This window comes from Clavibacter vidaverae, assembly GCF_047529985.1.
Taxonomy (GTDB): domain Bacteria; phylum Actinomycetota; class Actinomycetes; order Actinomycetales; family Microbacteriaceae; genus Clavibacter; species Clavibacter nebraskensis_A.
In genome coordinates, this window is the sequence record NZ_JBLJAM010000001.1 from 500606 (window position 1) to 514047 (window position 13442).

Consider the following 13442-nt stretch of genomic DNA (forward strand, 5'->3'; position numbering starts at 1 on the left):
CCCGGTGTCGTGAGCGCACCCGGCGGCCGCCTAGCCTCAAGGGTATGAGTTCCGAGACGATCCTCCGGTGGACGCCCGCGGGCTGGGCGGCGGGCGACGCGGATCCAGCCGGTGGAGGGACCGAGGAGCAGTGGCCCGCCGGGCACCGGGTGCTCGCGGCCGACTCCTTCCTCGTCGACGACGGCCGCGTGCTCGCGCTCGACGTGCACCGCCAGCGCTTCCTCGCCTCGCTCCGGCTGCAGTCCGCCGCCGTGCCGGATCCGGCGGCCTTCCTCGACGCCGCGGTCGCCGCGCTCCCGCGCGAGGGCGCGTGGTTCCCGCGCGTCGAGGCGCTGCGCGGGCCCGACGGCGACGTCGCGCGCCTCCTCCTCCGTCCCGCGCCGGAGCGGACGACCTCGGTGGTGCTCCGCGACCACGACGGCCCGGACCCGCGGACGATGCCGCGCGTCAAGGGCCCCGACCTGCACGCGCTCGGCGCCCTGCGGAGCCGCGCCGCCCGGCACGGCGCGGGCGAGGCCGTGATCCTCGCCGACGACGGCACGCTGGTCGAGGGCGCGTACAGCGCGATCCTGTGGTGGCACGGCGACGCCCTGGCGGTCGTGGAGGGCGACGTGCCGCGGATCCCGAGCGTCACCGAGCGCAGCATCGTCGCGCTGGCCACGGCGCTCGGCGTCGACGTGCTGCACGAGCGCGCCACGCCCGCCGAGCTCGACGGCCGCGAGGTGTGGGCGGTGAGCGCGCTGCACGGGATCCGGCTGGTGCGCGGGTGGATCGACGGCCCCTCGGTCGCGGCCGAGCCCGGCCGGGCGCGCGCCTGGCGCACGCGGCTCGAGGCCCTGCGCCGGGACCTGCCCGCGGCCTGAGGCGCACCACCGGGCGTCCGCGGCGCCGGACGTCCGCGCGTCAGGCGGCGGGCCCCAGCTCCACCGTGCGGTCGACGAGGTCGTCCGGCACGTCCGTGTGCGTGAGCAGCAGCACCCCGCGCCCGCGGTCGCGCGCCGCCACGAGGACGTCGCGGAGCACGGCCTGGGCGCGGTCCGCGTCCATGTTCGCCGTGGGCTCGTCGAGCACGAGGACGGGGAAGTCGGCCAGCAGGGCGCGCGCGAGGGCGATGCGCTGCGCCTGGCCGCCGGAGACGAGGGCGCCCCGGTCGCCGACGCGCGCGTCGAGCCCGCCGCGCTCGGCCGCCCAGTCCGCGAGCCCGACGCGAGCGAGCACCCCGACGAGCTCGTCGTCGGTCGCCTCCTCGCGCGCGAAGAGCAGGTTCTGCCGGATGCTCGCGTCGAACAGGTGCGGCGCCTGCTCGCAGAGGCCGACGATCCGCCGCACCGCCGACGGCCGCATGGCGCGGGCGTCCCGGCCGTCGAGCTCGTACGTGCCCTCGGACTCGAGGAAGCGCGCCAGGGCCGCGGCCAGCGACGACTTGCCGGATCCGCTCGGGCCGCGCACCACGACGGCCTCCCCCGGCCGCACCGCGAGCGTCACCGGCGCGAGGGCGTCGCGCCCGGCTCCCGGCCACCGGGTGACGAGGCCGCGGACCTCGAGCGTGCACGCGCCGACCGGCACGGCGTCGTCGGCGGCTGCGTCGGCATCGTCCTCGCGCGGGATCTCGGCGGGCGGCGCGGCCGGCACGACGCCCGCCACGCGCTCGGCGCTCGTCCGCACGCGGCGCCACGCCTGCACGGCGAGCGGCACGGACGCCGCCTGCTCGACCAGCGCGAGCGGCACCAGTGCCGCGAGGGCGAGCCAGGCCGGATCCAGCGCGCCGGACGCGAGGCCCGGCACGCCCTGCAGCACGGTCCAGCCGGCGACCGCCCCGGTGCCCGCGAGCACGACGCCCGTCGTGACGCCGGCGGCCGCGGCGCTCCGCAGCTCCGCGCGTCGGAGCCGGTCGGCGGCGATGTCCACGTCGGCGAGCCGCGCGTCGAGCGCGCCGAACGCCGTGAGCACGTCGAGGCCGCCCACGAGGTCGAGCACCCGGTCCTGCAGCGCCGCCCGCAGCGGCTGGATCCGCGTCTCCGCCCGCCCGGCGATCGCCGTGGTCGCGCCCACCCCGACCGCGAGCGACACCGCGAGCACCACGACGAGCCCCATCCCGGCGGGCGGCAGGACCGCCCACACGACGGCGACGCTCGCGGCCTGCACGAGCACCGACACGGCGAGCGGCTGGACGACGCGCAGCGGCAGGTCCTGGAGGCGGTCGACGTCGCCGACGAGCCGGGTCAGCAGGTCGCCGCGCCGCGTGTCGCGGAGCCCCGCGGGCGCGAACGGGAGGATCCGCTCGAAGACGCCCACGCGCAGCGTCGCCAGCGCGCGGAACGCGGCGTCGTGGCTCGTGATGCGCTCCAGGTAGCGGAACGCCGCGCGGCCGAGCGCGAAGGCGCGCACGCCGACGATGGCCATGCCGAGGAAGAGGATGGGCGGCTGCTCCGAGGCGCGCGTGATGAGCCACGCCGAGGTCGCGAGGAGCGCCACGGCCCCCGCGGCGCTCGCGAGCCCGGCGAGGAGGCCGGGCAGCGCACGGCGGACGGGCGGCTGGGCGAGCCGGAGGACGTCGTCGCGGTTCACGGCGCCACCTGCGCGCGCCAGGCGGGCTCGGGGGCGAGGCGAGCGGGGCCGCGTGCCGGATCCGCGTGCTCGTCCCGTCCCTCAGCGGCGGAGGGACCGCCGCCCAGCCGCAGCTCGGCGTCGGCGGAGCGCACGAGGGCCCCGCGGTGGCTCACCACCACGACCGCCCGGCCCTGGTCGGCGAGCGCGCGGATCCCGGCGGCGAGGCGCAGCTCGGACGCGGCGTCGAGCGCCGAGCTCGGCTCGTCGAGCAGGACGAGCGGGCAGTCGAGCGCGAGCGCGCGGTGCACGGCCCGCGCCACGGCGACGCGCTGCGCCTGCCCGCCGGACAGGCCCTGGCCGCCCACGCCGAGCAGCAGGTCGGGGTCGATCCCGTCCGCGGCGGCCAGCGCGAGCGCCCGCCGGACGAGCGCGTCGTCGGGGTCGTCGACGCCGAGCGCGACGTTGTCGCGCACGGTGCCCGCGACGAGCCCCGGTCGCTGCCCCGCCCACGCGACATGCGCCGGGCGCACGGGCCGGGGGTCCGCGTCGGGATCCCCGTCGTCGACCCACCCGACGGCGCCGGTGGCGGGCAGCTGCCCGAGGATCGCCGCGACCAGCGAGGACTTCCCGGCCCCGCTCGGCCCGGTGACGGCCGTGACGCGTCCGCGCGGGAAGCGGGCCGAGAGCGCGGACAGCACGGGGCGCCCGTCATGGGCGACGCCGAGGTCGCGGATCACGAGGGCGTCGCCCGCGGGACCGGTCGCGCCGTCGCGGTCCCGTGGCGCGGGAGCGGATCCCGCCTCGTCGAGGATCGCGAGCACGTCGTCGGAGGCCGCGACGCCCTCCGCGGCTGCGTGGAACTGCACGCCCACCTGGCGGATCGGCAGGAAGGCCTCCGGCGCGAGCAGCAGCACGAAGAGCCCCACCTCGAGGTCGAGCTGGCCGCCGATGAGCCGGATCCCCACGGACACCGCGACGAGCGCGACCGACAGCGAGGCTGCGAGCTCGAGCACGAAGCCGGAGAGGAAGGAGATCCGCAGCACGCGCATCGTCTCGACGCGGTACTCCTCGGTGACACGGCGGATGCGGGCCGTCTGCCGCCGCGCGCGACCGAACACGAGCAGCGTCGAGAGCCCGTCGACCACGTCGAGGAAGCCGGACGCGAGCTCCGTGAGCCGGGACCACTGCCGCCGCTGCACCTCCTGCGTCGCCCAGCCGATGAGCACCATGAACACGGGGATGACCGGCAGCGTCGCGATGACCGTGAGCCCCGTGACGAGGTCCTCGGCGAGGAGCACGGCCACCACGATCGGCGTCGCGAGGGCCGTGAGGATCAGCTGCGGCACGTAGCGTGCGAAGTAGGGCTCGAGCGCGTCGAGCCCGGGACCCACGACGGTCGCGAGCCGGCCCCTGCTGCGGCCCGCGGTCCACGCGGGACCGAGGTCGGCGATGGCCCGCAGCGCGCGCCGCCGGAGCTCGGCCGTGACCCGGGCGGCACCGCGCGCGCCCGTCACGTCGAGCAGCCACGCCGCGGCCCCGCGCACGACGGCGGATCCGATCACGAGCGCGAGGACGGGACCGAGCTCCGCCGCGTCGGCCCCGCCGATCGCCCGCACGACGAGCTGCGTGAGCGACCAGCAGAAGGCGACGAGCGCGAGGGTCTGCACGACGACCACGACGGCGCCCGTGGCCAGCATCGCGCGGGCGGACGCGGAGTGCCGCAGCAGCCGCGGATCGAGGGGCTTCACGGCGGCGTCAGTGCGCGGCCTGGGCGATCACGGCGCGCGTGATGCGCTTCCGGAACACCCAGTACGTCCACGCCTGGTACGCGAGGATCAGCGGCAGCGCGAACGCGGCGGCCCACGTCATGATCGTCAGCGTGTACGGCGACGACGACGCGTTCTCGAGCGTCAGGCCGAAGGCCGGGTCGTTCGACGCGGGCATGACGTACGGGTGCAGCGCCGTGAACAGGCTCGCCACCGCGAGCGCGATGGTCGCCGCCAGCAGGCCGAACGCCCAGCGCTCCCGCCCGCGCACGTTCGCGAGATACGAGCCCACGAGCGCGACCGCCGCGAGCGCGGACACGAGCCCCGACAGCGCCGTCCCGTGCGCGAGCGTGGTCCAGACCAGGAACGCCGCGGCGATGACGATGGTCACCGCCCCGACCCGCATCGACATGAGGCGGGCCCGGGCGCGGATCGGCCCGTCGGTCTTGAGCGCCGCGAACTGCAGCCCGTTGACGAGGAACAGCGACAGCGTGGTGAGCCCGCCGAGCAGCGCGTACGGGTTCAGCAGGTCGAGCGTGGATCCCGTGTAGTCGTGGTTCGCGTTCATCGGCACCCCGCGCACCACGTTCGCGAACACGACGCCCCAGAGGAACGAGGGCACGACCGAGCCGACGACGATCATCAGGTCGAAGGACCCGCGCCACCGGTCGGAGGCCCCCTGGTGCCGGTACTCGAACGAGACCCCGCGGAGGATGAGCGTGATGAGGATCGCGAGCAGCAGCAGGTAGAAGCCGCTGAACATGGTGGCGTACCACTCGGGGAACGCCGCGAACAGCGCGGCGCCGGCGACGATGAGCCACGTCTCGTTGAGGTCCCAGACGGGGCCGATGGTGTTGATGAGCACGCGGCGGTCGGTGTCGTCCTTCGCGAGGAACGGCAGGCTCATGCCCACACCGAAGTCGAAGCCGTCGAGCACGAAGTAGCCGACGAAGAGGAAGGCGATGACGCCGAACCAGAGGGTGGGGAGGTCCATCAGCGGTGCCTCCATCAGTACACGCTCGCTTCCCGGACCAGCTCGCCCGTCTCGGGGTCGGGCTCCGCTTCAGGATCCGGCCCCTTCTGCGCCGCCTTGAGGATGAGGCGGAACTCCACCACCGCGAGCGAGCCGTAGACGACCGTGAACGCGACGAGCGACAGCAGCACCTGGATGCCGGTGACGTTCGGCGAGACCGCGGAGGACGTCTGCAGCAGGCTGAACACGATCCAGGGCTGGCGGCCCATCTCCGTGAAGATCCAGCCGACCGTCATCGCGAGCAACGGCAGCGGGGCCGCCCAGATGGCGACCCTCCACATCCACGGCCGGGTGATGGCGCGGCCCCGGCGCGTGAGCCAGAGGCCCGCGACCGCGATGCCGATGGCGGCCATGCCGAAGCCGATCATCCAGCGGAACGCCCAGTAGGTGACCCAGATGGTGGGCGTGTAGTCGCCGGGGCCGTAGCTCGCGACGTACTGCGCCTGCAGGTCGTTGATGCCCTGGACCGTGCCGTCGAGCGTGTGCGTGGAGAGGAACGAGAGGAGGTACGGGATCCGGATGGAGAACAGCTCGCTCGACCCGTCCGGCGTGCCCCAGGTGAAGAGCGAGAACGACGCGGCGGCGCCCGAGGACGTGTCGTAGTGCGCCTCGGCCGCGGCCATCTTCATGGGCTGCGTCTGCACCATCGCGAGGCCGAGCTGGTCGCCCGAGAGGATGGTGAGCGCGCCCGACACGACCATGAACCACATGCCGAAGCGCATGGCCGGCATCATCGTCTCGAGGTGCTGGTTGCGCGACAGGTGCCAGGCGGCGACCGAGATGATGACGGCGGCCGCGCACATGAAGGCCGCGAAGATCGTGTGCGGGAACGCGGCGAGGGCGACCTTGTTGGTGAGGAGCGCCCAGATGTCGGTGAGCTCGGCCCGGCCGCGGGCCTCGTCGATGCGGTAGCCCACCGGGTTCTGCATGAACGCGTTGGCCGCGAGGATGAAGTACGCCGAGAGGATCGACGCCGCCGACACGACCCAGATGGACGCGAGGTGCAGCCCCTTCGGCAGCTTGTCCCAGCCGAAGATCCAGACGCCGATGAACGACGCCTCGAGGAAGAACGCGAGCAGCCCCTCGAGCGCGAGCGGGGCGCCGAACACGTCGCCGACGAAGCGGGAGTACTCCGACCAGTTCATGCCGAACTGGAACTCCTGCACGATGCCGGTGACGGTGCCCATCGCGAAGTTGATGAGGAAGATCCGGCCGAAGAACCGCGTGAGCCGCAGGTAGTGCTGCTTCCCGGTGCGCACCCACGCCGTCTGGTACAGCGCGCAGACGAAGGCCATGCCGATCGTGAGCGGCACGAAGAGGAAGTGGTAGACGGTCGTGAGGCCGAACTGCCAGCGGGAGAGGACGAGCGGGTCGAGGAGCTCGTTCACTCGGGGCGACCGCTCGGGCGGCGGCCGGCGTGGTCGGCGGGGCGGTGGTCAGCGGGGGCGTGATGCGGTGTCATGGCGACCGGATGCGCTTCCTGTGGAGGGCGGATCATGCGGGTGGTGAGGCTCCATCGCGACGCCTCGATTCTACGACTTGTAGACGACCGGCGCGAGCCCCGACGCGCATCCCGGTCGGGTCGCGTTCGCCGCCCGGCGATGCGCGCGACACCGGGCGTTCACCCGGCCGGGCGATGGTCGAGGCACGCATCCGGATCGGCGTCGACCCGGTGCGCCCGCCACCCGCGGGACGACCCCGTCCCGCTCCCTCGTCGGCCCGGATCCGGCACCGCACCCACCCGCACCGCGCACGTCGACCGAAGGGCCGCCGCCATGACCTCACCCGCCCCCGCCTCCCCCGCGTCCGGCCTCGCCGACGGATCCCGGGTCGCGGCCGCCGCGCCCGCCGGATCCGCCCCCGCCTCGGCCTTCGTCGGCCTCCTCGTCGCCGACGGCGCGCACCTCACCGCGCGGGTCGCCGAGGTCGCCGACCGCGTCGAGTCCGGCACGGCCGCCCGCTACGACGCCCGCACCGCGACCGTCGAGGACGCGCTCGTCGTGGCCCTCGCGCTCGTGGCGGGCGGGCTCGACGTCCGCGACGCCGCGCAGCACGCGGTGGACGGGGATCCCGCGCCCGTCATCCTCGCGCTGCACTCGCTGGCCGGCCGCGGCGGCGTCGAGCCGTACCTCCTCCGCAACGGCCTGACGGTCGACCACTTCCACGCGCTGCGCGACGCGGTCGTCGCCGGGGGCGGGCGCGAGCTCGACGAGTCGCAGGACTGACCGGGCCCCTGCGCCCCCGTCCGGGGCGCGCCCCTCTTTCTGGGGCCATCCGGGGGTGTCCGCATAAAGGGGGACCCGGATAGAGTCGTCCACGAGCGCACGGCCCTTACCCCCCCCTTGGGCCTGGCGCTCGCAACCCGACGAGCACGTCCGTCCACCCCCCCCGGACCGGACTGCTCCCGGACCACGGAGATGCCCGTCCCCCGAAGGACCGAGCTATCCGGAGAGGCCCGGCACCCGTGGCGTTCCCGCGCCCCGTGCCGGGCCTCTCGACCGTCCGCCGCCGGTCAGACCGCCCGGTCGCCCGCCGCGTCGTCGTCCGTCGCCGCGTCGTCCGCCAGGGCGAGGTGCAGGATCGCGAGGTCGAGCGGTCGCCCGAACTTGACGCCGATGCCGGGCAGCAGGCCGACCTGCCGGAAGCCGAGGCGCTCGTGCAGCCGGATGGATCCCGTGTTGCCGGCCTCGATGTCCGCGAACACGGCGCGCTTCCCCGCGGCCCGCGCGTGCGCGATCAGCTCCTCGACGAGGGCCCGGCCGATGCCCCGGCCCTGGAACCCCTCGCGGACGTAGACCGAGTCCTCCACGGAGTACCGGTAGCCGGACATGCGCCGCCACGGGCCGTAGGTGCCGTAGCCGGCGACGCCGCCGTCGACCTCGGCGATGAGGATCGGGTTCCCCTCCTCCGTCGTCTCCGCGTACCAGGCCTCGCGCTCGGCGCGGTCGACGGGCTCGTCGGTCCAGAGGGCGGTGGAGTGCAGGATCGCGTCGTTGCGGATCTCCAGCAGGTCGTCGATGTCGCGGGGCTCGGCGGGGCGGATCCTCATCCCGGCAGGCTAACGGAGCGGTCGGGAGGGGACGGCCGGGTGGGGCAGGATCGAGGCATGCACCCCACGATCGCCCGTGTCCCGTGGGACGACGAGGACGCGACCCTCCTCCGCGCCGCCCAGCGCGCCGAGCTCGACCTCCGCTACGGCGGCGACACGGAGCCGGGCACGAAGCCGACCGCCGCCGACGTCGCCGCGTTCCTCGTGGCGCGCGACGCGGACGGGACGCCCGTCGGCTGCGGCGGGATCCGCCCGCTCGCCGACCGCGGCGACGGCGTCCCGTGGGCGGAGCTCAAGCGCATGTACGTCGTCCCCGCCGCCCGCGGCACGGGCGTCGCGACCGCCCTCCTCCGCGCGCTCGAGGACGCGGCCCGCGACCTCGGCGTCGTCGACCTCGTGCTGGAGACCGGCCCCGAGCAGCCCGACGCGATGCGGTTCTACGCGCGCGAGGGCTGGACGGAGATCCCCCGCTTCGGCGCCTACGCCGACTCCGAGGGCTCGCGCTGCTACGGGCTGACGCTCGCGTGATCCGCCGGCTGCGGCTCCTCGCCCTCTCCTCGCACCCGGGGCCGACCGCCACCGTCACGGTGCTCGCCGCGGGCCTCGCGATCGCGCTCGGCTACGGGGCGGGGCGCGTCGTCGCGGTGGCGCTGGCCGTGCTCCTCGGGCAGCTGTCGATCGGGCTCTCCAACGACTGGATCGACGCGGACCGCGACCGCCGCGTCGCGCGCTCCGACAAGCCGGTCGCGCGCGGCGAGGTCACGGTGGGCCAGGTGCGGGCGGCGGCGCTCGGCACGGCGGCCGCGTGCCTCGTCGCCTCCGCGGCGCTCGGGCCCGCCTTCCTCCTCGCGCACGTCGTCCTGGTGGGCGCGGGCTGGGCCTACAACGCCGGCCTCAAGCGCACGGCCCTCAGCGTCGTGCCGTTCGTCGTCGCGTTCGGGATCCTGCCGACGGTGGTCGCCCTCGGCGCCGCCGACCCCGTGCCCGCCGCGGCGTGGGCGACGGCGACGGGCGCGGTGCTCGGCGTCTCCATCCACTTCACCAACGTGCTGCCGGACCTCGAGGACGACGCGCGCACGGGGGTCCGCGGGCTGCCGCACCGGCTCGGTCGCGTGCCGTCGGGCCTCGTCGCGTTCGGGGCGCTCGCGCTCGGGGCGGTGGTGGTCATGGCGGGGCCCGTGCTCGCGGATCCCGCGCACGCCGTCACCCCGCTCGCCGTCGCGGGGCTCGTCGTCACGCTCGGCATCGCCGCGTGGGGCGCCGTGCGCGTGGTCACCCGGCCGCCGGGGCGCCTGCTGTTCCAGCTGATCATGGCGGCGTCGCTGCTGCTCGTCGCCCAGATCGCGCTCAACGCGACGCGCCTCACCTGACGCGCGCGCCCGCGTCCCGGCCCATGGCGTAGACGGACGCGAGCCCGGCCGCGGCCGGCGAGGCGAGCACGGCGCGCAGGCCCGCGTCGCGCGCGAGCCGCGTGAGCCCTCGCACGGGTCGGCCGAGCGCGGTGTTGATCTCCGACTGGACGGCCGCGCGCCGCGCGCTCGCGAGCCGGTCGTGCTCCCAGCGCGCGAGGTGGGCCGGATCCGGCACGCCGTCGCGGGCACGCACCGCGTCGACCAGGATCGGTGCGAGGGCGTCGACGTCGAGCCAGCCGAGGTTCATGCCCTGGCCGCCGATGGGGCTGATCTCGTGCGCCGCATCGCCGACGAGCAGCGCGCGTCCCGCGACCATGCGGCGCGCGAGGCGGCGGCGGACGCCGAAGCCGCTCACGGGATCCAGGTCCTCCGCGCGCACGGCGTGCCCGGTGCGCGCGCGGACGATGGCGGCCACGGTCGCCGCGGGGTCGCCGTCGCGCTCCCCCGCCCGGAGGCCGACGACGAAGCGCCGCATGCCGCCGGGCAGCGGGAACGACTCGACCACGCCGTCCGGGTGCAGCGTGATGACGGCGTCCGCGCCGCCGTCCGTGGTGTCCGGCGCGTCGCCCATGAGGAACCGGTCGGGCAGGGGGCGCTCGTCGACGTCGATGCCGAGGATCCCGCGGACCGCGCCGCGCGTGCCGTCCGCGCCGACGACGAACGACGCGGACGCCTCCACGGGCCGCCCGTCCGCGTCGGTGCCCGTCGCGCGCACGGCGCCGCCCGGGACGTCCGCCGGATCCGCGTCGAGGGCGGTCAGCGTCACCCCGCGCCGGAGCGCGTCCGGGGCGAGGGCGGCGAGGCGCCGCGCGAGGATCGCCTCCGTGCGCCACTGGGGCAGCGCCGCGACGTACGGGTGGGACGTCGACACGCCGGCGAACGAGACCCGCCCGAGCTCGCGGCCGCGCGCCATCGCGATGCCGGTCCGGACGAGCACGGCCTCGGCGACGATCTCGTCCGCGACGCCCAGGCGGTCGAACGCGTCGAGGGACGGCGCGTGGATCCCGATGGCCCGGGACAGGAGCGCGGGCTCGGGCCGCGCCTCCCACACGCGCACGTCGAGCCCCTCCTGCGCGAGGAGCGCGGCCAGGTGGATCCCCACGGGCCCGCCGCCCACGACCAGCGCGTCGAGCCGCGTCATGGGCGCGCGCGTCCCGCCGCGGGATCCCGCACCACGAGCACGCGGAACGGCACGGCGCCCTCGACGCGCCAGCCGGCCGGCACGCGGAGCGCGAGCTCGGCGGGCGTCCAGCTGCGGCGGATCGAGCGGAGCCCGTCCACGTGCACGAACGACCCGCCCGCGACGGCCCGCGACAGCGGCCCGTAGGCGGCGTACGCGAGCCGGCCGCGCGCGATGTCGCTGTGCAGCGCGCGCGGGGAGAGCGCGGCGGAGTCGGCGAGGAGCGCGTCGAACGCGCCGTCGTCGAGGTGGTGCAGCACGTGGTTGCTGGTCACGAGGTCGAACCGGCGGCCCTCGGCCACGAGGTCCACGCTCGACGCCTGGACGAAGCGCACGTCGGGGACCGCGGGACGGGAGCGGGCGAAGGCGGCGGCGCGCGGATCCGGGTCGATGCCCGTCACGCGGAGCCGCAGCCCGTCGCGCCGGGCCCACCGCGCGAGGGCGAGCGGCACGTCGCCGCCGCCCGACCCGATGTCGAGGAGCGTCGTCTCCCGGCCGCCGGACAGCAGCGGGCGGATCCGCGACCGGTAGACCCCGCGCCATCCCGCCACGACCCGGTTGACGATCGCGAACCGCGCGTAGGTGCGCTCGAGCGCGTCGGGGTCGCAGTCCGGGTCGTCCATGAGCTCGGTGAGCTCCGCGTCGCGGCGGGAGAGGTCCATCAGGCGGTCCGGCGCGTCATGAGCGCCGTCTCGACCGTGAGGCCGGGGCCGAACGCCATCGCGCACACGCGGCCGGCGCCCGCCCCGCTGGCCGCGGCCGCCGCGCCCTCCGCGAGGTCCGGACGGCCCGGCACGTCGGCGGGCGGCGTCCCGTGCAGGATCCGCCGCAGCACGAACAGCACCGTCGCGCTCGACATGTTGCCCACCTCCGCGAGCGTGGACCGGGAGGCGGCCAGCTGCGCGGGCGCGAGCGCGAGCCGGTCCTCGACCCGGTCGAGGATGCTGCGGCCTCCCGGGTGGATCGCCCAGTCCTCGATGTCCGCGGGCGCGACTCCCCGGAGCGCGGGCACCTGCGCCCACAGCGGCTCGAGCGCGCCCGTGATGTGCTCGTCGATGATCTTCGGCACGTAGCTCGAGAGCACCATGTCGAAGCCCTGGTCGCCGATGGTCCAGGCCATGTCGTCCTCGCCGACCGGCGTGAGCACGGTCTCGAAGGCGTCGAGGTCGAGCACGGTGGATCCGGCCGGCGCCGGACGCGCGGTCACGATCGCGGCCGCGGCGCCGTCGGCGAACACGGACGAGGCGACGATGGTGTCGGCGTCGCCCGAGGAGTGCAGGTGCAGCGAGCACAGCTCGACGCACACGACGAGGACGACGGCGTCCGGGTCGGCGGCGCAGAACTGGGAGGCCATCCGCAGCGCCGGGAACGCGCCGTAGCAGCCCATGAAGCCGAGGTGGAAGCGCTGCGTCGACGCGCCGAGGCCGAGGCCGCGCACGACGGCGTAGTCGGGGCCGGGCGCGTAGAAGCCCGTGCAGGAGACGGTCACGACGTGCGTCACGTCGGACGCCTCGATCCCCGCGGCCTCCTCCACCGCCTGGCGCGCGGCGCCGAGCAGCAGCGCCGGGGCCTCGCGGATGTACGTGTCGTTGCGCGCGCCGGTGCCGGGCGTGAGGATCCGGCCGGTCGCGCGGTCGTAGAAGACGGGCTCGCCGTCCTCGGGGTCGACGGGTGCGTCGGCTCCCGCCATGCCGGGCGCGGTGCCGAGCTCGCGGATCACCGTGTGCCGCGTGCGGATGCCCGACGCCCCGAAGGCCGCCGAGACGAGCCGCGTGCCGAGCCGCCCGAGCTCCGGCTGGCTGCCGAACAGGTCCCGCACGCCGTCCTGGGCGAGGACCGTCGGCGGCACCGCCGTGGCGATGGAGCGGATCGAGGCGGTCAGCGTCGGCCGCCGGAGACGACGGCGGCGCCGACCGCGATGACCACGGCGACGGCGCCCGCGCCGATCGACGCGGCGATGGCGGGGTCCTTGCGGGTGAAGGCGCGCGTGCGGGCGGTCACGTCCTCCGTGGTGCTGCGGACGCGCGCGGTGACCTCGTCGCGGATCCGGCGGACGCGTCCCGACGCCTCGGCCTTCAGCTCGGACGCGCGGGCCGGCACGTCGAGCGCGGTCTCGAGCTCGCGGACGGTGCGGGCGAGCTCGTCGCGGCCGGCCTGGATGTCGCGCTTCAGCTCCTCGGGGCTGCGCTTGGGGGCGGGCGGGATGTTCGCGCCCTGGCCGCGCGGCGCCGACTCGGCGACCGTCTTGTGCTTGCGGACCTCGCGGGCGACGGTGGTCACCGCGCCGAGGACGCTCACCTCGCCGGTCGGGGACTTCTTCTTCGCCATGCGCGGGCTCCTGTCGTCGGGGACGGACGTGCGGTGGATCCATTCTGCTCCGTCGGGCGCGGCGCGGCCGACGGAGCGAGGGGCCGGCGCTCGCGCGTCGGCCCCTCGCGGGTGCGGGCGTCGC

The 13442-nt window shown here is 75.9% G+C and carries 13 protein-coding genes; 4 read left to right on the forward strand and 9 right to left on the reverse strand.

The window, feature by feature from the left end:
* Window positions 1-44: 44 nt before the first annotated feature.
* Complete coding sequence (locus ACMT9T_RS02325) at window positions 45-863, forward strand: aminotransferase class IV (RefSeq protein ID WP_414744058.1); 819 nt, start codon at window positions 45-47, stop codon at window positions 861-863.
* A gap of 40 nt (window positions 864-903) precedes the next feature.
* On the opposite strand, the gene cydC is transcribed toward ACMT9T_RS02325, so the two are convergent.
* From cydC to ACMT9T_RS02345, 4 genes are read right to left on the reverse strand one after another with little or no spacing between them, the layout of a single operon-like run.
* The gene (gene cydC, locus ACMT9T_RS02330; protein ID WP_414744059.1) at window positions 904-2568 is read right to left on the reverse strand and encodes a thiol reductant ABC exporter subunit CydC; all 1665 of its coding nucleotides are present in this window, start codon (window positions 2566-2568) and stop codon (window positions 904-906) included.
* A complete protein-coding gene (gene cydD, locus ACMT9T_RS02335; protein ID WP_414744060.1) occupies window positions 2565-4298 on the reverse strand; it encodes a thiol reductant ABC exporter subunit CydD in 1734 nt (577 codons plus the stop codon). The genes cydC and cydD overlap by 4 nt, the downstream gene beginning before the upstream one ends.
* Before the next feature lie 7 nt (window positions 4299-4305).
* The gene (cydB, locus tag ACMT9T_RS02340; protein WP_414744061.1) at window positions 4306-5310 is read right to left on the reverse strand and encodes a cytochrome d ubiquinol oxidase subunit II; all 1005 of its coding nucleotides are present in this window, start codon (window positions 5308-5310) and stop codon (window positions 4306-4308) included.
* Window positions 5311-5324: 14 nt separating this feature from the next.
* On the reverse strand, window positions 5325-6737 hold the full coding sequence (locus ACMT9T_RS02345; protein ID WP_414744062.1) for a cytochrome ubiquinol oxidase subunit I: 1413 nt from the start codon (window positions 6735-6737) through the stop codon (window positions 5325-5327).
* Between the two features lie 387 nt (window positions 6738-7124).
* On the opposite strand from ACMT9T_RS02345, the gene ACMT9T_RS02350 reads away from it, so the two are divergent.
* Window positions 7125-7574: a hypothetical protein gene (locus ACMT9T_RS02350; protein ID WP_414744063.1), complete on the forward strand. Its 450-nt coding sequence runs from the start codon at window positions 7125-7127 to the stop codon at window positions 7572-7574.
* Between the two features lie 287 nt (window positions 7575-7861).
* Here ACMT9T_RS02350 and ACMT9T_RS02355 read toward each other — a convergent pair whose 3' ends face one another.
* Window positions 7862-8398 (reverse strand): GNAT family N-acetyltransferase, encoded by a 537-nt coding sequence (locus tag ACMT9T_RS02355; protein WP_414744064.1) that lies wholly within the window; start codon window positions 8396-8398, stop codon window positions 7862-7864.
* A 57-nt stretch (window positions 8399-8455) separates the two neighbouring features.
* Here ACMT9T_RS02355 and ACMT9T_RS02360 point away from each other — a divergent pair, with 57 nt between their 5' ends.
* Entirely contained in the window at window positions 8456-8926 is a 471-nt protein-coding gene (locus tag ACMT9T_RS02360) for a GNAT family N-acetyltransferase (RefSeq protein ID WP_414744065.1), read from the forward strand.
* A complete protein-coding gene (locus tag ACMT9T_RS02365; RefSeq protein ID WP_414744066.1) occupies window positions 8923-9768 on the forward strand; it encodes a UbiA family prenyltransferase in 846 nt (281 codons plus the stop codon). The genes ACMT9T_RS02360 and ACMT9T_RS02365 overlap by 4 nt, the downstream gene beginning before the upstream one ends.
* Here ACMT9T_RS02365 and ACMT9T_RS02370 read toward each other — a convergent pair.
* The 4 genes from ACMT9T_RS02370 to ACMT9T_RS02385 are packed head-to-tail and all read right to left on the reverse strand — an operon-like array spanning window position 9761 to window position 13318.
* Complete coding sequence (locus tag ACMT9T_RS02370) at window positions 9761-10951, reverse strand: FAD-dependent oxidoreductase (protein WP_414744067.1); 1191 nt, start codon at window positions 10949-10951, stop codon at window positions 9761-9763. The two genes, ACMT9T_RS02365 and ACMT9T_RS02370, sit on opposite strands and share 8 nt — an antisense overlap.
* Entirely contained in the window at window positions 10948-11652 is a 705-nt protein-coding gene (locus ACMT9T_RS02375; RefSeq protein WP_414744068.1) for a class I SAM-dependent methyltransferase, read from the reverse strand. The genes ACMT9T_RS02370 and ACMT9T_RS02375 overlap by 4 nt, the downstream gene beginning before the upstream one ends.
* Window positions 11652-12872 carry a type III polyketide synthase gene (locus ACMT9T_RS02380; protein ID WP_414745849.1) on the reverse strand — a complete coding sequence of 407 codons (1221 nt, stop codon included), beginning with the start codon at window positions 12870-12872 and terminating at the stop codon, window positions 11652-11654. Before ACMT9T_RS02380 ends, ACMT9T_RS02375 begins: the two co-directional genes overlap by 1 nt.
* Window positions 12869-13318 (reverse strand): DUF3618 domain-containing protein, encoded by a 450-nt coding sequence (locus ACMT9T_RS02385; RefSeq protein WP_414745850.1) that lies wholly within the window; start codon window positions 13316-13318, stop codon window positions 12869-12871. Before ACMT9T_RS02385 ends, ACMT9T_RS02380 begins: the two co-directional genes overlap by 4 nt.
* Window positions 13319-13442: the final 124 nt, after the last annotated feature.

Excerpts from the sequence above, each read along its gene's own strand:
- ACMT9T_RS02325 (WP_414744058.1), top strand. The coding sequence starts at position 45 with ATGAGTTCCGAGACGATCCTCCGGTGGACGCCCGCGGGCTGGGCGGCG.
- cydB (WP_414744061.1), bottom strand. The coding sequence starts at position 5,310 with ATGGACCTCCCCACCCTCTGGTTCGGCGTCATCGCCTTCCTCTTCGTC.
- ACMT9T_RS02350 (WP_414744063.1), top strand. The coding sequence starts at position 7,125 with ATGACCTCACCCGCCCCCGCCTCCCCCGCGTCCGGCCTCGCCGACGGA.
- ACMT9T_RS02355 (WP_414744064.1), bottom strand. The coding sequence starts at position 8,398 with ATGAGGATCCGCCCCGCCGAGCCCCGCGACATCGACGACCTGCTGGAG.
- ACMT9T_RS02360 (WP_414744065.1), top strand. The coding sequence starts at position 8,456 with ATGCACCCCACGATCGCCCGTGTCCCGTGGGACGACGAGGACGCGACC.
- ACMT9T_RS02370 (WP_414744067.1), bottom strand. The coding sequence starts at position 10,951 with ATGACGCGGCTCGACGCGCTGGTCGTGGGCGGCGGGCCCGTGGGGATC.
- ACMT9T_RS02375 (WP_414744068.1), bottom strand. The coding sequence starts at position 11,652 with ATGGACCTCTCCCGCCGCGACGCGGAGCTCACCGAGCTCATGGACGAC.
- ACMT9T_RS02385 (WP_414745850.1), bottom strand. The coding sequence starts at position 13,318 with ATGGCGAAGAAGAAGTCCCCGACCGGCGAGGTGAGCGTCCTCGGCGCG.